The following is a 17,485-nucleotide window of genomic DNA, read 5'->3' as shown; positions in this document are numbered from 1 at the left end:
GATATACGTTCGCCAGCCTTTTCCGATCAGGGTGACCCGTGAGCCAGAATCCGATTGCAGATCACTTCCAGAACTCGCTCGCAGGGCTGACGCGCGCCGCGCAAAGCGAGGAATTGCAGGCCACCGTCAAAGCCATCGCCGATGCCATCACCAATGCCTTGTGCAACGGCAACAAGCTGCTCCTGATCGGCAATGGCGGCAGCGCCGCCGACGCCCAGCACATCGCCGCCGAGATCGTCGGCCGCTACAAGAAAGAACGCCCGGCGTGGGCCGCCATCGCGCTCACCACCGACACCTCGGCACTCACTGCCATCGGCAACGATTATGGCATCGAACAGATGTTCTCGCGACAGGTGCAAGGACTGGCGCGCGCGGGTGACGTGCTGATCGCGATCACCACCTCGGGCCGCTCGCCGAACATTCTTGCAGCGCTTCAGGTCGCGCGCGAACTTGGCGTCATTACCGTGGGCTTCACCGGCACCAAGGGCGAGAGCATGCGCTCGCTCTGCGATCACCTGCTCATCGCACCGAGCGACGACACACCGGTAATCCAGCAGATCCACATGGTCGCCGCGCATGCGATCTGCGACGACGTCGAGCGCGCGGTGATGAACGAGCCCGGCAAGGCATGAGCGACACGGCCGAGCTTCGTCCGGCGGCGTTTCTCGATCGCGACGGCGTTCTCAATCACGACGACGGCTATATCGGCACGCGCGAACGCGTGCGCTGGATGCCGAACGTCGCCGCCGCGATCCACCGTCTTAACGAAGCTGGTTATCTCGTCTTCGTTATCACCAACCAGTCCGGCGTGGCACGTGGTCTTTTCACCGAAGAAGATGTCCGCGCGCTTCACCAATGGATGATCGAGGAATTGTCGCGCGAGGGCGCGCGCATCGACGACATCCGCTACTGTCCTTATCACATCGACGGCAGCGTTCCTGAATTCTGTGGCGACCATCCCTGGCGCAAGCCGAAGCCTGGCATGATCCACGACCTGATCGTGCATTGGCCGGTCGACGCCGAGCGCAGTTTTGTGATCGGTGACAAGGATAGCGATCTTGAGGCAGCGCGCGCCGCCAACATCGCGGGCTATCTGTTCGAAGGCGGCGACATCGATGCGTTTGTCGCAAACATTCTCGCGCAACAGTAGTTAGGCCTGCACCGGCAAAAGCCCGTTGCTCTCCACCGCCCTGATCGCCTCGCCGAACGCAGGCTGTGCGCCCTTGCCGCCCAGAATGACGATCGGCCCGCTGCCGACAGGTCCCGTCAAACCGGGATCGGTCGCCAGAAACACCGCGAGCAACGGCACGCCATAGGCGGCGGCGAGATGCAGCAGCCCCGTATCCACGCCGACGACCAGCGCGGCATTGGCGATCACCTTCGCCGTCGCATCGAGCGGCTGCCGGTCGAGAATACGGCTGCCGGGAATGCCGCCCGCCAGACGCTGGCATCGCAGCCGTTCTCGCTCCGAGCCCCATGGCAGCACCACTTCCAACCCCTGCTGGTGCAGCCATTTGCCGAGACCGATCCACTCGCTCTCACGCCATTCCTTCGTGGCCTTCGAGGTGCCGTGCAGCAGCACCGCATAACGCGCCCCCTCTGCCGCAGGCGGCCGCACGAGACCGTAATCGGGCGCGCCGTCCGGCGTATAGCCGAGACTTAAACCCGTGAGCGCACGGTTGCGCACGACCGCATGCTGCGCACGCGACACGCTGTGCTTCACGTCATAGAACAGTGACGCCAGTGGCTCGCGAATACTGGACCAGTCGTAGCCGTGACGCTTGCCGGGAGTCGCGCGCGCGATCAGCGCAGAACGAAGCAAGCCCTGTGTATCGATGACCGCTTCCGGCCCGGCATCACGCAACCGCATTCTGAAATCGCCGACCTCCTCCCACGTCGCGGACGACAAAAGCTGCGAACGCCAGCGCCGTGTCGCAACGGGAATCACATCGGCCACGCCGCGATGCAATCGCGCGAGCGGCGCGAAGGCTTCCTCCACGACCCACACAAGTCTCACATTGGGACGGTTCCGCCGCGCGTCCGTCATGGCTGGCATCTGGTGCACGACGTCGCCCAGCGAGGAGGTTTTCACAACAAGAACGGTTGTCATTGAACGGGCGCGAGTTTGGAGAAATAGTCTTACGGTTTGGAAACCATAAAGCAGTTTCCCGGCGGAAAAGCCACGAAATCGGCCACGAAAGCCGCAGGTTTAAGACTTCCATTCCTTGCTTGCGCGACACCATGGGTGTCGACAGAAGGCTGCCGCCGCGAGCGGCCAACGAATAATGGAAGCGCTTATGACCGTTCTCGTCACAGGCGGCGCCGGCTACATCGGCAGCCACACCGTTCTCGCCCTGGTGGAATCCGGCGCGAACGTAGTCGTCATCGACAACCTCTCCACCGGCTTCTCGACAGCGCTGCCGGAAGGCGTGCCACTGTTCATCGGCGACGCAGCCGACGAAAATCTCGTCGAAGGCGTGATCGCCGCCCATGGCATCACTTCGATCATCCATTTCGCGGGCTCTGTTGTGGTGCCGGATTCGATGCGCGATCCGCTCGCCTACTACCGCAACAACACCATGACCACGCGCAACCTGCTTAATGCCGCGATCAAGGGTCGTGTGCAGAACTTTATCTTCTCCTCAACCGCCGCCGTCTACGGCAACCCCGATCAGGTACCGGTGCCGGAGATCGCGCCGACGCGGCCGCTGTCTCCCTACGGCTCCTCAAAGCTGATGACGGAGATCATGCTCCACGACGTCGCGACCGCGCATAGCCTGAATTATGTCGTGCTGCGCTATTTCAACGTGGCGGGCGCCGATCCGCAGGCACGCATCGGTTTGCAGACCGTGGGCGCGACGCATCTTCTCAAGATCGCGGTCGAAGCAGCCACCGGCCAGCGCGCCAAGATCGACGTGTTCGGCACCGATTATCCGACGCCGGACGGAAGCTGCATCCGCGATTTCATCCATGTCACCGATCTCGCACAGGCACATCTGTCCGCGCTGTCCTATCTCAATCAGGGCGGCGCATCGGTGACGCTGAACTGTGGATATGGCCGCGGTTATTCCGTGCTGGAAACGATCGAAGCGGTCCGCCGCGTCGCCGGCCGCAATTTCGCAGTCCAGATGAGTCCGCGCCGGCCCGGCGACATCATGACCATGATCGCCGACACGACCCGAATTGGACAGACGCTCGACTGGACGCCCCGCTACGACGACCTGGACACCATCGCTACCCATGCCCTCGCCTGGGAGGAAAAGCTGCTCCAGGAGCGCCTCGCCACCCGGCAGGATGCGGTTCCGGCCTGACCCTCAAAACCGTGTTTTGTCTTGAAAACACCCGCCATAGCGGGCAATGAGGCGCATGTTTCATTGCAGCGCGGCACGGGAATGACCCAGGTTCCCCGCAAGATCACCGATGACCCCTATGGCGCAGCCGAGCTGATCAAGCGGCTGGTTGCCGAGCAGGGCCTCGCTTATTGGCACCGCTATGCGGTTGCCTTCTGCCTGATGGGGCTTTCCGCAGGCGCAACCGCGGGCTCCGCCTATCTGCTCGGTCAGGTCATCAACCAGGCCTATGTCAACCGCAGCATCTCGGGCATCGTCACCCTGTCCGGGATCATCATCGCGCTGTTCACGATCAAGGGGGCGGCAACCTACGGGCAGGCCGTGATCCTGTCGCGGATCAGCAACGCCATCCTCGCCAACAACCAGCGCAAGCTGTTCGCCAAGCTGATGCGCGAGAACCTGACATTCTACTCGGAACGCCATTCCTCCGAATTTCTCGCCCGCCTCTCGGCAGGCGCATCCGCCGTTACGCAGGTGCTGGCACTGCTCGTCACCTCGCTCGGTCGCGACTTCCTCTCGCTGATCGGCCTGCTGGTGGTGATGGTCGTTCAGGACCCACTGATGTCGCTCCTGAGCTTCGTGGTCGCGCCGCCCGCGTTCCTGTTCATCCGTAAGCTCGTCAAGCGCATCCGCCATCTCGCCCACGACCAGTTCACCGGCACCACGAACATCATGGAGACGGTGCAGGAATCGCTGCAGGGCATTCGCACCGTGAAAGCCTTCACGCTCGAAGAGGTGATGCAGGCCCGCATCAACAAGAGCATCGCGGACGTCGAAGCCTACTCCAACAAGATGGCGCGCGTTTCCAACCGCTCCGGCCCGCTGATGGAGATGCTGGGCGGCATCGCCATCGCCAGCGCGCTGATGTATGGCGGCTACCGCGTGATCGCGACAAATGCCGCGCCCGGCCAGTTCGTCTCCTTCATCACCGCCTTCCTGCTGGCCTATGAGCCCGCCAAGCGCCTCGCCCGCCTCAACATCGACCTCAATGGCCTTCTGATCGGCGCGCGCAAGCTGCTCGAGATCGTCGACAGCCCTGCTTCCGAGCCAAGCGATGACGACAAGCCGGCGCTGCGAATCGGCGAAGGCCGCGTCGAGTTGCGCGACGTCTCGTTCTCCTATCGCGAAGACGAGCCGGTACTGAGGCGGATGAACCTCGTCGCCGAGCCCGGCCAGACGACCGCACTGGTCGGCCCCTCAGGCGGCGGTAAGTCCACGGTTCTGGCGCTTCTGCTGCGGCTTTATGAAGTGGATCGCGGCGCCGTCGTGATCGACAACCAGATCGTCTCCGACTGCTCGCGCACCTCGCTGCGCCAGCAGACCGCCTATGTGGGACAGGACGTCTATCTGTTCCGCGCGACCGTCCGCGACAACATCGCCTTCGGCCGCATCGGTGCGACCGAGGAGGAGATCGTCGCCGCCGCGAAGGCCGCTTTCGCGCACGATTTCATCATGAGCTTCCCGCAAGGCTACGACACGCCGGTCGGCGAGCATGGCACGCAATTGTCCGGCGGCCAGCGCCAGCGTATCGCCATCGCGCGGGCACTCATCAAGAACGCACCGATCATTCTGCTGGACGAGGCTACCGCCGCGCTGGATTCGGAATCGGAGAAATACGTGCAGGAAGCCCTCGGCCATCTGTGCCAGGACCGCACCACCATCGTCATCGCGCACCGCCTGCACACGATCATGCATGCCGACCGCATTCTGGTGATCGAGAACGGCGAGATCGTCGAAACCGGCCAGCATGACGAACTGCTGCGCGCGGGCGGGCGCTACGCCTCCTTCTTCCGCCTGCAGCAGCGCGAGGAACACAACGTCACCCCGCTTGCCGCCAACGCCTAGATTTTCCGAGAGCACCCCATGAGCCTGCCAGAAACCGTGATCCCCGCGCTTGACTATCCCATGCTGCCGGTCGCCGGCACGGCGAAGAAATTTCCGGTGCGGCGGATCTGGTGCGTCGGGCGCAATTTTCTCGAGCACATCCGCGAACTCGGCAACGACGAGCGGCAGCCGCCGTTCTTCTTCGCCAAGCATGCCGACATGATCGTGCCGAGCGGCGCGACCATCCCCTTCCCCGGCCTCACCAAGGATTGCCAGCACGAGGTCGAGATGATCGTCGCGCTGAAATCCGGCGGTGCGAACATCGCGCCCGAAAAGGCGCTCGAACACGTCTACGGCTATGGCGTTTCCATCGACATGACCCGCCGCGACCTGCAGATGGCCTCGCGCAAGAAGGAGCAGCCCTGGGAGATCGGCAAGTCGTTCGACAACTCCGCGCCGTGCGGGCCCTTGCGTGCAGCGTCCGAAATCGGTCACCCGGCGAAGGGCAAGATCTGGCTCAACGTCAACGGCAAGGAGCGCCAGATCGGCGACCTCGAGCAGATGATCTGGAACGTGCCGGAAATCATCGCGCGGCTGTCGCTGCAGGTGACGCTCGGCGCGGGCGACATCATCATGACCGGCACGCCGAAGGGCGTCTCCGCGCTGGCACCGGGCGACCGCATCGAATGCGGCGTCGACGGGCTGGAGCCGCTGTCGATCAATATCGCCTGAGGCAACGCGGCACTCTTACCAGTGCACGTGCTGGCTCGGCACGATGAAGGATGTTTGTGTCGGGGCGGTTTCAGGCTGGGTGAAGTAGTAATAACCCGCCAGGATGACGGCGAGCAGCGCAAGGATGCTACCGATATCGACGAGGCGTTTGGCACGCCAGCCCTGATCGCTTTCGCGAGGATCCCGGAACGGTTCGATCCGCATCGCTCAGCACTCCTACAGGGGCTGTGATAACAATGCGATGCTACACCCGCAGTTCCATGTGCGTCCGCAGCAAAATGCAGAGCTGACGGGGCTTTTTCGACTGCCTCGGCCTTAATGGGCGCCGTGCAAAATGGTGTTCGGCTTGCCCTTTTCCACCATGTCGATGACCAGCAGCTTCACGGCGTCCTTGCCGGTGTTGGTGCCGAAGTGCCATTGGCCGACCGCCTCGACGATGAAATCGCCGGGCTTGAAATCCTCGCTCTTGCCGGTGTCGTTGTTGGTGACGCGCAGGCTGCCCGCCTGCACATAGGCATAGCGCGGGAACGGATGCTTGTGCACCGGCAGCACCGCGCCGGGCGCGATCTCGTAAGTGGAGACGACGACCTGCGCATCCTTTTGCGGCAGCACGATCGGCTGGCCGCTCGATGTCGTCACGGCCGACATCACTGGACGGACGATAACGGGCTTTGCCGTCTCCGTTTGCGCGGGCTGGCTTTCGGCATGAAGCGGCGTGCCGCCCAGCACGACGGCGGCAAGGACAGCGAATGTTGCAAAGCGTATCATCGACAATTCCTCTTCATCGGCGGATCAGCACAACGCCCGCGATCAGCAAGGCCGCGCCGAACAGCCGGACCGGGCTGGCGGCCTGCTTCTCCAGCCCGAACGCACCGAAATGGTCGAAGGCCATCGAGGCCAGCATCTGCCCGGCGACCAGCAACGCGATGAACGCCGCTGCCCCCAGCCTCGGCACCAGAAAGATCGCAAGCGCGATGAAGACCGCGCCCAGCGCCCCGCCGATCCACAGATACCATGGCGCACCGCGCACCATGGAGAGTGACGGCACCGAATCCCGCGTCGCGAGAATGAACGCGATCATGCACAGCGTGCCGACGGCATAGCTGACCAAACCCGCCCACGGCGCAGAGTTCAGGACGCCGCGCAGATTGGCGTTGAATATCTGCTGGGTGACGACAGCAGCACCCGCGAGCGCGGCGAGAAGGGACAGGAAGATGGTTGTGGGCATGGCAGAAAAACATCCTGTGATTCGAAATGGATTATCGCAGCTTTGAGGGAAGATCGCTTTTAGCCAATTGGCTTTATTGCGCATGACCTGATCCGAAAACCGCTTCACACTTTTCGGGGTCATGCGTTGAGGGTGTGCGCCAGCCACCCTGTTATTAAAGACGCGGGCGCGTCTGAACCTCTCGCATTCCCACCCTCAAACAAGGGCGCGCGGAACGCCGGATGCGCGAACGCATCCGCAGCCTCATGCGCATTGAGAAACAAGCGCACGAGCATAGTCACCACGGTCACGCCGCAACATCCGGCGTTCCGCACGCAATGGTTTTAACGGCTTGCTCCGCGAAAACCCCCGGTGACCGGCCCTTCGGTCCATCACCGCTGGAGGGGACTGACACGCCGCCGCCCTCCCTCTGTACGAGGAGAAAGCCTTGGCGCTGCCCCATGGCGCAAGGCGATGCGCCGGGATATCGCGACTTGGGCCGTACGCTTCTCGCACGTTCGTCTCGCGCGAGCGGCGTCCACCGCATCCCGCCCCGCGCATCGTGACGATCGCGAAACGCCCCTCAATCATGGGGCAGGACAGGCGCATCATAAGCGAGGTTGGGCGACCGGGGATAAGGATGTTCGGCGTTTTTTCGTCAAACGCCGACGGCGAGTGCAAAAGCTTAAAGACCTGCCGGGGATGATCGCCACGCCTGCAATTTCCGCATTGCGAAAAACCATTGAGACTGAACTAAGCACCAAAAATATGATCTCAAAATTGCAGATTTAATCCGGCCTTCAACATCTGCACTATTGACGCATCCAGCACCTCAACCCAGAGTTGGGCATATTTTGATGGTTCTGGCTGACAAATGGAAATCAAAGAAATTTTGGTCTCTGATCTTAGCGTCAATAGAGACAATGATCGGCATGGATCGCTGCGCGATGAGGCAGCATCGATACAATGGTTACTCGAAAAGCGCGAACAACACATGCGCGCGCTAGCTTCCGATCTTGCCGCCACAAAAAAACTCTTCGAGCGTCCTTTAGTTAGGAAAGAAGGCGGTTTGTACGTTGTTTATGACGGCAACCGGCGAACAAGCTGCATAAAACTTCTGTTGGATCCCACAAAAGCTCCGAGCGAGAAGTGGAAAGACTTCTTCGCATCCCATAACCAAACTGAAATGCGAAATGCATTTTCGAAGATCGAATGCGAAGTAGAGTCAGATTTGGACATCATAGAAGAGACCCTATACCGCAGGCACACTGGGAGCCAAGACGGCGTCGGCCAAAGCCAATGGGACCCAGAAGCAAAATCAAACTTCCTACAACGGACCGGCAAAGAAAGCGCTGGCTTGGCGGAGACCATCGAGAAGGTCTTGAAAGCGGAAAATCTGATTGGCGCAGATATTCAAGTACCTCGATCAAACCTAGATCGCCTACTGAGTTCAGAGCCAATTCGAAAAAGAGCAGGCATATCTTTTTCAGGAGGCAGCCTTGTCTATCTCGGCAACAAAGAGGACAATCTTAAAACCCTTCAGCGGGTTTCAAATGATTTGTCTAACAAAAAAATCGTTTTAGGCGATTTATGGAATAATGCCGGAAAGCATAAATATCTCGATCAGCTAAAAACGGACGGTCATGCGATAGATCGAGCCCCAGCAAAGATTCAAACACCTGCTGAAAACGAAGGCCCATCGCACACACCACCAAAACACAGAAAAAGAAATCCTAGAGATAAAAATCTAATATCGCATGCCGACGACAATCCATTTGTAAATCTCCCATCCTGCGAACGAGCAGATCAGATTTGGCGCGAGTTGCAATTTAACTTGGAATTCGACGCCCATGACAACGCCATCGCAGTTCTAATGAGAGTGTTGCTCGATCTGGCGATTACGCATTATGCACGCGAACAAGGAATTACATTTCCCAGAGCCAATACTTTCGCTCAACAGGTTTCAGCCATTGCAGATTCAATGCAAAATCGGGGGTTTATTGACCAAAAAGGCCGCAGCATTATTCGAAAATTCGAAAGTGATAAGCCGATAGTATCCGCCCACTCGATGCATCAGTATGTTCACAATGCGAATTTTCATCCTGGAAAATCGGACCTGAAAGCAATTTGGAACGTAATTAGGCCACTGATAATTCATTCAACAAAATGATGTCGCGGGCGAATTTCAATACCCCACCTTCGGAAACCACTCCTTCCCTCTTCCCTCCGGCGTCATGTCGAGCAGATTCCATAACGGATCGGCCATGTCGCCGGCGCGGTGATGCTGGCCCGGCTCGCTTGGTGCGAAGGCCATTTCCGATCCCCAGAAGTGACGGATTTTTCCGCCCTCTTTTTTGAACACGTTGAAGATCGTCTCGTCCCAGTTCTCACCGTCCGGCACCTTGTGCTGCGCGCGCATGCCCTTTGAGAACTTTGACGTGTCGCCGAAGTAATCGGCGTCATAGGAATTGCCCACCGTCGAGATCAGCGACATGTGCTCCCAGCCGCGCTGGTGCGCCCATGCTGCAAGACGCGCGATCGGCGATTTCGCCACCACATGAAACGCCGTTCGCTGCGACAGATGCCGCGCGGCGCCATCGATGCCGTCGAGCAGATGCGTGCAGCCGGGACATGGTGAAGCCCGCTCCGGGCCGTACATGAAGCTGTAGAGAATGAGCGTGTCGTGCGCGCCGAACAGTTCGGACAGTTTCACTTTCTCGGGCATGATGTTTTGCCCGATGCGCTCGAACACATAATCCTCTTTGAGTTCTCCGCCCGGCGGCAGCGCGCGGCGCTGTGCGGCGACCTTCTCGATCTGCGCGCGCAGTTTGATCTCCTCGTCCAGCAGCGCGTTGCGCGCGGCGCGATACTCCGCGCTCTCATTGGGATATTGCAGATGTTCCATCGGTCCCTCGCGATTGGCAATTCCGCGAGAAAACGTACGCATGCGGTCGGGGTTCCTGTGCCATCCCTGCCCGCACAGCAAAAAGCCCCGTCATTTCTGACGAGGCCCCTGAACGTCCGTTTCAGTACATCCGTGAAACGAGGCGTGAAACTCTAAAAGCGCATCCCGGTACATCCGCGGTGACGACGCTTTTGAATCCCTGCATGGTACGCCCGCGTCATCACATCAGGATGACAGCAGGCGGCCGATGATTTGCTTAGAGAAGCTGGAGGTTTTCCGCGCTGGTCTTGCCGCGCATCTTGTCCGTCTTGGCTTCGAACTCAATCTTCTGCCCTTCGGCGAGATTGCTGAGGCCCGCACGCTCGACCGCGCTGATGTGAACGAACACATCGTTGCCGCCGTCGTTCGGGGCGATAAATCCGAAGCCCTTCTGGGCGTTAAACCACTTCACTGTACCTTGAGCCATGTGTCTCATCTTTCCAATAGACGCGCGAATGCGCGCTCACGCACCATGCGTGAAGCATCCAATTTCAGCATCGTCTTTGGGAAAGGAGCCTGGCGGCGCGTTAACAAAAGAAGGGCCAGCAATCGAATATGCGCGTCCATAGCACGGCCCGGGCCAAAGCCAAAGGGCTCAATTATGGTCATTGGGAGGCGAATTGCCGCTTCCGGCAGACCTTATGACCAGCAGATGCACAAACAAAAAGCCCCGGATCGCTCCGGGGCTTTCCTTCTCGCCTCTGCGAAAATCAATAGCGGTAGTGCTCGGCCTTGTACGGGCCTTCCACCTTCACGCCGATGTAGTCGGCCTGGTCCTTCTTCAGCTCGGTGAGCTTCACGCCGATCTTGGCGAGGTGCAGGCGCGCGACCTTCTCGTCGAGCGACTTCGGAAGCACGTAGACTTCCTTCTTGTACTTGCCGTCCTTGTTGTTGGCGTAGAGTTCGATCTGCGCCAGCGTCTGGTTGGTGAACGACGCCGACATCACGAAGGACGGATGGCCCATCGCGTTGCCGAGGTTCACGAGGCGGCCTTCGGACAACAGGATCATGCGCTTGCCGTCCGGGAAGGTGATCTCGTCGACCTGCGGCTTGATGTTGGTCCACTTCATGTTCTTCAGGGTCGCGACCTGAATCTCGTTGTCGAAGTGGCCGATGTTGCAGACGATGGCGCGATCCTTCATCGCGCGCATGTGGTCGATGGTGATGATGTCCTTGTTGCCGGTCGCGGTCACGAAGATGTCGGCACGCGGTGCGGCGTCTTCCATCGTCACGACCTCATAGCCTTCCATCGAGGCCTGCAGCGCGCAGATCGGATCGACCTCGGAGACCAGAACGCGGCAACCGGCCTGACGCAGCGATGCCGCCGAACCCTTGCCGACGTCGCCGAAGCCCGCGACCATCGCGACCTTGCCCGACATCATCACGTCAGTGCCGCGGCGGATGCCGTCGACCAGCGATTCACGGCAGCCATAGAGGTTGTCGAACTTCGACTTGGTCACCGAGTCGTTGACGTTGATCGCAGGCCACAGCAGCGTGCCGGCCTTCTGCATGTCGTAGAGACGATGCACGCCCGTGGTGGTCTCTTCCGATACGCCCTTGATGCTGTCGGCGATCGCCTTGAAGTAACCCTTCGGCTTTTCCTTGAGCTGCTTCTTGAGTAGCGCGAAGAACACTTCCTCTTCCTCGGAGCCCGGCTTGTCGAGGAACGCGGTGTCGCCGTTCTCGGCGCGCAGGCCGAGGTGGACGTACATCGTGGCGTCGCCGCCGTCGTCGAGGATCATGTTGGGATGGCCGCCGCCGTGCCAGTCGAACAGCTTGGCGGTGTAGTCCCAATAATCCTTCAGCGTCTCGCCCTTCACGGCGAACACCGGAATGCCAGCGGCAGCGATCGCGGCCGCAGCGTGATCCTGCGTCGAATAGATGTTGCACGACACCCAGCGGATGTCGGCGCCGAGCGCCTTCAGCGTCTCAATGAGAACGCCGGTCTGGATCGTCATGTGCAGCGAGCCCGCGATGCGCGCGCCCTTCAGCGGCTGCTTCGGGCCGTATTCCTCGCGCGTCGCCATCAGGCCCGGCATTTCGGTTTCGGCGAGCGACAATTCCTTGCGGCCGAAGTCGGCCAGGCCGATGTCCGCGACGATGTAATCCTTGGCGGTGGTCATGTTGCGTGTTCCTGTCTGTGTCATGTCGTTCCGGGGCGTGAGCGCAGCGCGCGAACCCGGAATTGGGAAGTTCGGGATTCCGGGCCTGCGGCTTACGCCGCATCCCGGAATGACGTCGTGAAAATCAAACCGCCTTCTTCAGCGCCTCGGCGAGGTCGGTCTTCTCCCAGGAGAAGCCGCCATCCTTGTCCGGCGCGCGGCCGAAATGGCCGTAGGCCGCGGTGCGCGCGTAGATCGGCTTGTTGAGATCGAGGTGCTTGCGGATGCCGCGCGGCGTGAGGTCCATCGACTGCGCCACCGCCTTCTCGAGCTTGTCCTCCGACACCTTTCCGGTGCCGTGCGTGTCGATGTAGATCGACAGCGGACGCGCGACGCCGATCGCATACGCCAACTGCAGCGTGCACTTGTCGGCGAGACCTGCCGCGACGACGTTCTTGGCGAGATAGCGCGCGGCGTAAGCGGCCGAGCGATCTACCTTGGTGGAGTCCTTGCCGGAGAACGCGCCGCCGCCATGCGGGGCCGCGCCGCCGTAGGTATCGACGATGATCTTGCGGCCGGTGAGGCCAGTGTCACCATCGGGACCGCCGATGAAGAACTTGCCGGTCGGGTTGATGTGCCAGATCGTCTTGTCGTTGATCCAGCCTTCCGGCAGCGCCTTGCGGATGTAAGGCTCGACGCGCTCGCGCACCTGCTTCGAGGTCATGTCCTCGATGAGATGCTGGTGCGAGACAACGATCTCGCGCACCGCAACCGGCTTGCCGTTCTCGTACTGCACGGTGACCTGGCTCTTGGAGTCGGGGCCGAGCACCTTCTCGGTGCCGGCGTGGCGCGCTTCGGCGATCAGGCGCAGGATCTTGTGCGCGTAGTGCAGCGGCGCCGGCATCAGCTCCGGCGTCTCGTTGGTGGCGTAACCGAACATGATGCCCTGGTCGCCAGCGCCCTCTTCGCGGTTCGTCGGCTGCTGCGCATCAACGCCCTGCGCGATGTCGGCAGACTGTTCGTGCAGCAGGATTTCGATGTCGGCGGTTTTCCAGTGGAAGCCGTCCTGCTCGTAGCCGATATCCTTGATCGCGTTACGGATGACCTGCTCGAGCTGCTCCTTCGGCAACAGCGGACCGCGCGTCTCGCCCGCGATCACCACCTTGTTGGTGGTGGCGAGCGTTTCGCACGCGGCGCGGATCTGCCACGGATCGAGGCCCTGCTTCGGACCTTCGCGGAAGAACAGATCGACGATCTCGTCCGAGATGCGGTCGCAGACCTTGTCCGGATGGCCTTCGGAGACGGATTCAGAGGTGAACAGATAGGACGAACGCATCTTGTCTTCCTTCGATTTGACTGGCGGTTGTTTGGAAAATTCCATGGGAGGCGTCAATCGCGTCGCCGCGAAATGACGTAAGATTCATCGTAAAACCACAATCCGTTATGCCGCCGCAGGACCTCGCGCGTGGCTTCCAGATAACGGCCGCTTTCGGTAATTCCGGAGAGTCGCTCGTCCTCGATCTGGGCGACATAGACCGCCGCATTCCACGCCGCGAAAGCGGTCGAGGAACCGATGGCGCCGGTGACCTCGTTGGGCAGGGCTTCCATATCGTACCGGAAGATCGAGCGATTATCGGCATAGGCGTTGAAGTTGAGTTCGCGCCCCGCCGAACCCAGTTCGTATTTCACCGCCCGCAGCACTTCATGGCGATTGACCGAGAACGGGTTCTCGTCCGGCCAGATCGACTGGATGATTTCCATCCCCGGGTCGTTGCCGTGGGAGTGAATGCCGATCAGCCGCCCGCCGGGCCGCAATGAGCGGGCCAACGGACCGATGATGCGCTTGGCGCGGAAATTCAGCGAGGACTTGGCACGATAAGGTTGCGAGGCGATGACAAGATCGAAGTTGGCCTCGACCTTGCCCGCGCGAGGGATGACCGAATCCAGCATGAAGCGATGGTCGTTGCGATAAATCACGATCGCCACCGGCCGCTCATAGACCGGCATGCCCGACCGCGGCGAGATGCTGGCGCGCCAGTTTTCCTCGAGGAAAGGCTCGAGCTCGGCGATCTGCGCCTCGAACTCGCCGGACGAAGACCCGGTGAGGACCACTTCCTTCCAGATCGTCGCGGCGGCGGCGGTGGCCGATTTCGGCGTCAGCCACGGCGCCTCGGCGTAGTTCATGTTGGTGAGCACGAACACGGTCGCGGGATGCTCGAACAGCCGGTCCGGCACCTTGTCGAGCGTCAGCTTGACGTCCTCGAGGCTGATCTCCTTGCCAGCGACATAGAACGGCATGTGCGGAAAGCGGACGTGCATCGAGCGCATCACGCGTGACAGCACGGTACCGTCGCCCACCCCGGCGTCGAACACTCGGAGCGCAGGTGGGCTGGGGTGGATGCTCCCAAGCTCCAGCGCGACCCGTTGGGCGATGACGCGCTTCTCGCTGCAGGTGTGGACGAACAGCAGGTATTTCTGCCGGTTCTCGAAGAAACGGAAATTGCCGGCCGGATCGCGCTTCTCGATGGGCGGCTCCGGCAGCCGCCGCGCCGGGGTTCCGTCGGCCATGAAGGCACGAATCCGTTCCAGCGTATCGACGGTAATCCGCTTGTTCTCGCGCAGCCGGGTCACGAGCTTGCCGTCGTTCACCGCGCGGCGACCGAAGGTCGATTCCGCCAAACCTGCCTGGCGGCAATAGTCTGAAATCTCAGCCAAAAGGGCTTCGTTTTTCATGAGGCCTGCGGGGGACGAGTGAGTGGGCAGAACGATATCGATCAGGCTTCCTACCACTATCTGCCCATAGACGAAACCCGACCAGCCAAGATTCTTTGGGAGATCACGGGTTTTTCAGGGGAGCAGCGCGAGGGTGGGCACGGCCTGCAAGTTACGGTGGCGGATCGTGGCCCACCCCTGACGGCTGCAGCTTTCGATGATCGCCCGCGCCTGCCCGCACCGTCTTTCGTCGGCACACAGGCGTTATCGATCGAGCCGAAGCCCGTGCCGCTTCGGCATAAGGCCGCGAATTCCCGGCCCTATGGCTCCAACGCGACCTGCAAACCCTCGTCACCTTGGATATGAACGTAACGCGACCCGATCGGTCGGCCACGACCGCTGGCGACCGTGACGATATCCTCCAAGGGAGCCGCACGCGCGTCCGCTTCAGGACGGGACAAGACAAGATCGGCGTGGAACAGCCCCTCCGATTCAAGACCGGTCGCATCAATGCCGAGGGCCGCCAGAGTGGCCAAGGTATTTTCAAATTCGTCCGCATCGCGGAAGCGGCGCTGGATGAATGTCGCGCCGGCAAGGCGTTCGGTCACAAACCCCCGCTTCGCGAATGTCGCCGCCAAAGGCTCAAATGGGAACATCCGCAACACGAAGGAGATGATCCACGGACGCCTCTCGGTCGCGTCGAGGATTTTGCTGAACGTCTTTTCGGTCACGTAGCCGATGCAGCCCGTCGACATGATCACATCAGCGGAGCTGATAATGCGCGCGCCCTCGGCCGACAAATCGCCCGTCTCAAGATCGGCGACAACGCCCTGCTCAAGAAGGCCGACGCCTGTCGCATACCTGATCGCGGGAGCTGAGACGTCGAGCCCGATGAACCGAGCCAGACCGACATCAGGCCAGGCCGCATAAAAATGACGATCAAGCTCTACCAGGGTCTCGGAACTGACCGCCCGCATCTCGCGTCGGGCATAACGATGACGCAGGCCGGTAAACGTCAAGGGAAACCGATGCACTGCCGCGTTGATGCCGTATGAACACCCGACATCCAACACGGTCGGCTTAACACCGGTCATCGAAGTTTTGGCTGACAGAATTTGACGCACGACCGGCTCTGCCACATCCGGGATCATATAATCCAAGTCTCCGAGGACAGAGAAATAAGCTCTTGGATCGTCCAAATCATAAATTGCGTCGAAAACAGCTTTCGCTCGATTGATGCGTAAAAAATCCATCCGCAACCCAACACCTCCGTTTCAATTCAGCAAGTCGATAGCCCTTGCTTGGGTGAGCACGCGAACGCTTATTGCAGATATTGCCCAACACATAAACCCGTGCATTTTTCGATTTTGTTTCCAAATCGAAATGTCACATAAGACGTCACTGATGACATTCTGGATTGCGCAGACGGATCAGTGCTCCCGGGAATTGTTCGGGTCCCTGACATTGTCGAAGGTCGCGAACTCGACATTCTGCTTCTCGCCGCCCACGTCTTCGACCTTGCGCATGTAGATGTTCTGCACAACTTCGCGGCTGTGCGGATCGATGGCGAAGGGGCCGCGCGGGCTCTCCCACGCAGCGCCTTTCATGGCCTTCAGAAGCGCCTCGCCATCCGTCACGCCCTTGGTGGCCCGCAGTGCCTCGCAGATCAGGCGGGTGCCGTCATAACCGCTCACCGCCATCGCGCCCGGCGTCTCGTTATTGGCCGCGCGGTACGCCTCGACGAATTGGCGGTTCGCGCGGGAAGGATGAGCCGCCGAGTAGAAATGCGCGGTTACGACGCCAAGCGCGGACGGCCCGAGGTTCTTGAGAAAGGAATCATCGGTGAGATCGCCTGTCGCGATCAGCTTGATGCCACTCTCGACAAGCTTTTGCGCTGCGATGGCATCGAGCACCTGACGTGCCTGTCCCGGCGCCACAAACACGAACAGCGCATCAGGCTTGGCCTGCTTGATCTGCATCAGTGGTGGGCCGAGATCCGGCTCCGAGAGAGAAATCCTGTACTCGTCGCTCACCGTGCGGTCGTCGGCAGCAAACGCCTTGGAGAATTCGCTCAGCGCATCGTTGCCGGGCGCGTAGTCGGAGATCAGCGCCGCAACGTTGCGGATGTTGTGTTTCGCCGCCCATTTTCCCAGCGTCGAAGCGGACTGCGCGAGTGTCCCGCCGCTGCGCACGATGAAGGGCGAACGCGTAGTGACGAGCGATGTCTGCGCGCCCATCACGACTTCGGGAATCTTTGCGTGAGTCGCGAACGGCGCGGCGACGGCAGCGGCGGGCGACGTGCCGAAGCCAGCCAGTACATCGACCTTGTCTTCCTCGACCAGACTCCTGACCGCCTCGCGGGTGTGATCGGGATTGCCCTCGTCGTCGCGAACCAGCACTTCGATCCGGGTGCCTTCGATGGTGTCGCCGTTCTGCTCCAGATAGAGCCGCATCGCATTGTCGATCTGCACGCCGGTCATAGCGAGCGGGCCCGACAGCGGCAGCACAAGGCCGATCTTCAATGTCGGCTCGGCGGCAACGGCAGGCTGGGCCGCCATCGCGAAAGCCGCGAGCACGACGCAGAGGATATGCCGCAGCGCAGCCGCCATCTTGC

18 protein-coding genes are annotated in these 17,485 nt (G+C 60.8%); 7 read left to right on the top strand and 11 right to left on the bottom strand.

The genetic code is table 11. The features are described 5' to 3' along the window. The first annotated feature begins 38 nt into the window (after nucleotides 1–38). Together HMPREF9697_RS00160 and HMPREF9697_RS00155 are read left to right on the top strand one after the other, a co-directional pair. Nucleotides 39–632, top strand: a complete 594-nt coding sequence (locus HMPREF9697_RS00160) for a D-sedoheptulose 7-phosphate isomerase (RefSeq protein WP_002715109.1) — start codon at nucleotides 39–41, stop codon at nucleotides 630–632. Next, nucleotides 629–1,150 (top strand): D-glycero-alpha-D-manno-heptose-1,7-bisphosphate 7-phosphatase, encoded by a 522-nt coding sequence (locus HMPREF9697_RS00155; protein ID WP_002715108.1) that lies wholly within the window; start codon nucleotides 629–631, stop codon nucleotides 1,148–1,150. Before HMPREF9697_RS00160 ends, HMPREF9697_RS00155 begins: the two co-directional genes overlap by 4 nt. Here HMPREF9697_RS00155 and waaC read toward each other — a convergent pair whose 3' ends face one another. Next, nucleotides 1,151–2,110, bottom strand: coding sequence for a lipopolysaccharide heptosyltransferase I (gene waaC, locus HMPREF9697_RS00150; protein WP_002715107.1), 960 nt, complete (start codon nucleotides 2,108–2,110; stop codon nucleotides 1,151–1,153). Nucleotides 2,111–2,297: 187 nt separating this feature from the next. Between waaC and galE the strand changes: the two genes are divergently transcribed. The 3 genes from galE to HMPREF9697_RS00135 all read left to right on the top strand — a co-directional run bounded on the left by galE (nucleotide 2,298) and on the right by HMPREF9697_RS00135 (nucleotide 5,906). Next, a complete protein-coding gene (gene galE, locus HMPREF9697_RS00145; RefSeq protein ID WP_002715106.1) occupies nucleotides 2,298–3,311 on the top strand; it encodes a UDP-glucose 4-epimerase GalE in 1,014 nt (337 codons plus the stop codon). 81 nt (nucleotides 3,312–3,392) lie between these two features. Beyond that, entirely contained in the window at nucleotides 3,393–5,195 is a 1,803-nt protein-coding gene (locus HMPREF9697_RS00140) for an ABC transporter ATP-binding protein (RefSeq protein WP_040307749.1), read from the top strand. An 18-nt stretch (nucleotides 5,196–5,213) separates the two neighbouring features. Further along, entirely contained in the window at nucleotides 5,214–5,906 is a 693-nt protein-coding gene (locus HMPREF9697_RS00135) for a fumarylacetoacetate hydrolase family protein (protein WP_002715104.1), read from the top strand. Between the two features lie 15 nt (nucleotides 5,907–5,921). On the opposite strand, the gene HMPREF9697_RS00130 is transcribed toward HMPREF9697_RS00135, so the two are convergent. The 3 genes from HMPREF9697_RS00130 to HMPREF9697_RS00120 all read right to left on the bottom strand — a co-directional run bounded on the left by HMPREF9697_RS00130 (nucleotide 5,922) and on the right by HMPREF9697_RS00120 (nucleotide 7,134). After that, on the bottom strand, nucleotides 5,922–6,110 hold the full coding sequence (locus tag HMPREF9697_RS00130; RefSeq protein WP_002715103.1) for a hypothetical protein: 189 nt from the start codon (nucleotides 6,108–6,110) through the stop codon (nucleotides 5,922–5,924). 111 nt (nucleotides 6,111–6,221) lie between these two features. Continuing rightward, complete coding sequence (locus HMPREF9697_RS00125) at nucleotides 6,222–6,674, bottom strand: cupin domain-containing protein (RefSeq protein ID WP_002715102.1); 453 nt, start codon at nucleotides 6,672–6,674, stop codon at nucleotides 6,222–6,224. Between the two features lie 13 nt (nucleotides 6,675–6,687). Next, on the bottom strand, nucleotides 6,688–7,134 hold the full coding sequence (locus HMPREF9697_RS00120) for a DMT family transporter (RefSeq protein ID WP_002715101.1): 447 nt from the start codon (nucleotides 7,132–7,134) through the stop codon (nucleotides 6,688–6,690). A 453-nt stretch (nucleotides 7,135–7,587) separates the two neighbouring features. Here HMPREF9697_RS00120 and HMPREF9697_RS20760 point away from each other — a divergent pair, with 453 nt between their 5' ends. After that, complete coding sequence (locus tag HMPREF9697_RS20760) at nucleotides 7,588–7,905, top strand: hypothetical protein (protein WP_147293874.1); 318 nt, start codon at nucleotides 7,588–7,590, stop codon at nucleotides 7,903–7,905. A gap of 82 nt (nucleotides 7,906–7,987) precedes the next feature. Further along, complete coding sequence (locus HMPREF9697_RS20755; protein ID WP_002715100.1) at nucleotides 7,988–9,283, top strand: hypothetical protein; 1,296 nt, start codon at nucleotides 7,988–7,990, stop codon at nucleotides 9,281–9,283. A gap of 15 nt (nucleotides 9,284–9,298) precedes the next feature. On the opposite strand, the gene HMPREF9697_RS00115 is transcribed toward HMPREF9697_RS20755, so the two are convergent. From HMPREF9697_RS00115 to HMPREF9697_RS00085, 7 genes are all read right to left on the bottom strand, one after another. Next, the gene (locus tag HMPREF9697_RS00115) at nucleotides 9,299–10,018 is read right to left on the bottom strand and encodes a DUF899 family protein (protein WP_002715099.1); all 720 of its coding nucleotides are present in this window, start codon (nucleotides 10,016–10,018) and stop codon (nucleotides 9,299–9,301) included. Nucleotides 10,019–10,274: 256 nt separating this feature from the next. Beyond that, nucleotides 10,275–10,484: a cold-shock protein gene (locus HMPREF9697_RS00110; RefSeq protein ID WP_002715098.1), complete on the bottom strand. Its 210-nt coding sequence runs from the start codon at nucleotides 10,482–10,484 to the stop codon at nucleotides 10,275–10,277. Between the two features lie 283 nt (nucleotides 10,485–10,767). Beyond that, complete coding sequence (ahcY, locus tag HMPREF9697_RS00105; protein ID WP_002715097.1) at nucleotides 10,768–12,180, bottom strand: adenosylhomocysteinase; 1,413 nt, start codon at nucleotides 12,178–12,180, stop codon at nucleotides 10,768–10,770. Nucleotides 12,181–12,304: 124 nt separating this feature from the next. Next, the gene (metK, locus tag HMPREF9697_RS00100; protein WP_002715096.1) at nucleotides 12,305–13,495 is read right to left on the bottom strand and encodes a methionine adenosyltransferase; all 1,191 of its coding nucleotides are present in this window, start codon (nucleotides 13,493–13,495) and stop codon (nucleotides 12,305–12,307) included. A gap of 53 nt (nucleotides 13,496–13,548) precedes the next feature. Further along, the gene (locus HMPREF9697_RS00095; RefSeq protein ID WP_002715095.1) at nucleotides 13,549–14,892 is read right to left on the bottom strand and encodes a hypothetical protein; all 1,344 of its coding nucleotides are present in this window, start codon (nucleotides 14,890–14,892) and stop codon (nucleotides 13,549–13,551) included. Between the two features lie 299 nt (nucleotides 14,893–15,191). Further along, nucleotides 15,192–16,124 (bottom strand): hypothetical protein, encoded by a 933-nt coding sequence (locus HMPREF9697_RS00090; protein WP_040307748.1) that lies wholly within the window; start codon nucleotides 16,122–16,124, stop codon nucleotides 15,192–15,194. A 177-nt stretch (nucleotides 16,125–16,301) separates the two neighbouring features. Beyond that, nucleotides 16,302–17,480, bottom strand: a complete 1,179-nt coding sequence (locus HMPREF9697_RS00085) for an ABC transporter substrate-binding protein (protein ID WP_002715093.1) — start codon at nucleotides 17,478–17,480, stop codon at nucleotides 16,302–16,304. Between the last annotated feature and the right edge of the window lie 5 nt (nucleotides 17,481–17,485).

It is taken from the genome of Afipia felis ATCC 53690, from assembly GCF_000314735.2.
Lineage (GTDB): Bacteria > Pseudomonadota > Alphaproteobacteria > Rhizobiales > Xanthobacteraceae > Afipia > Afipia felis.
Note: the sequence above shows the minus strand (reverse complement) of the source record. Positions and strands in the feature narration are given on the sequence as shown.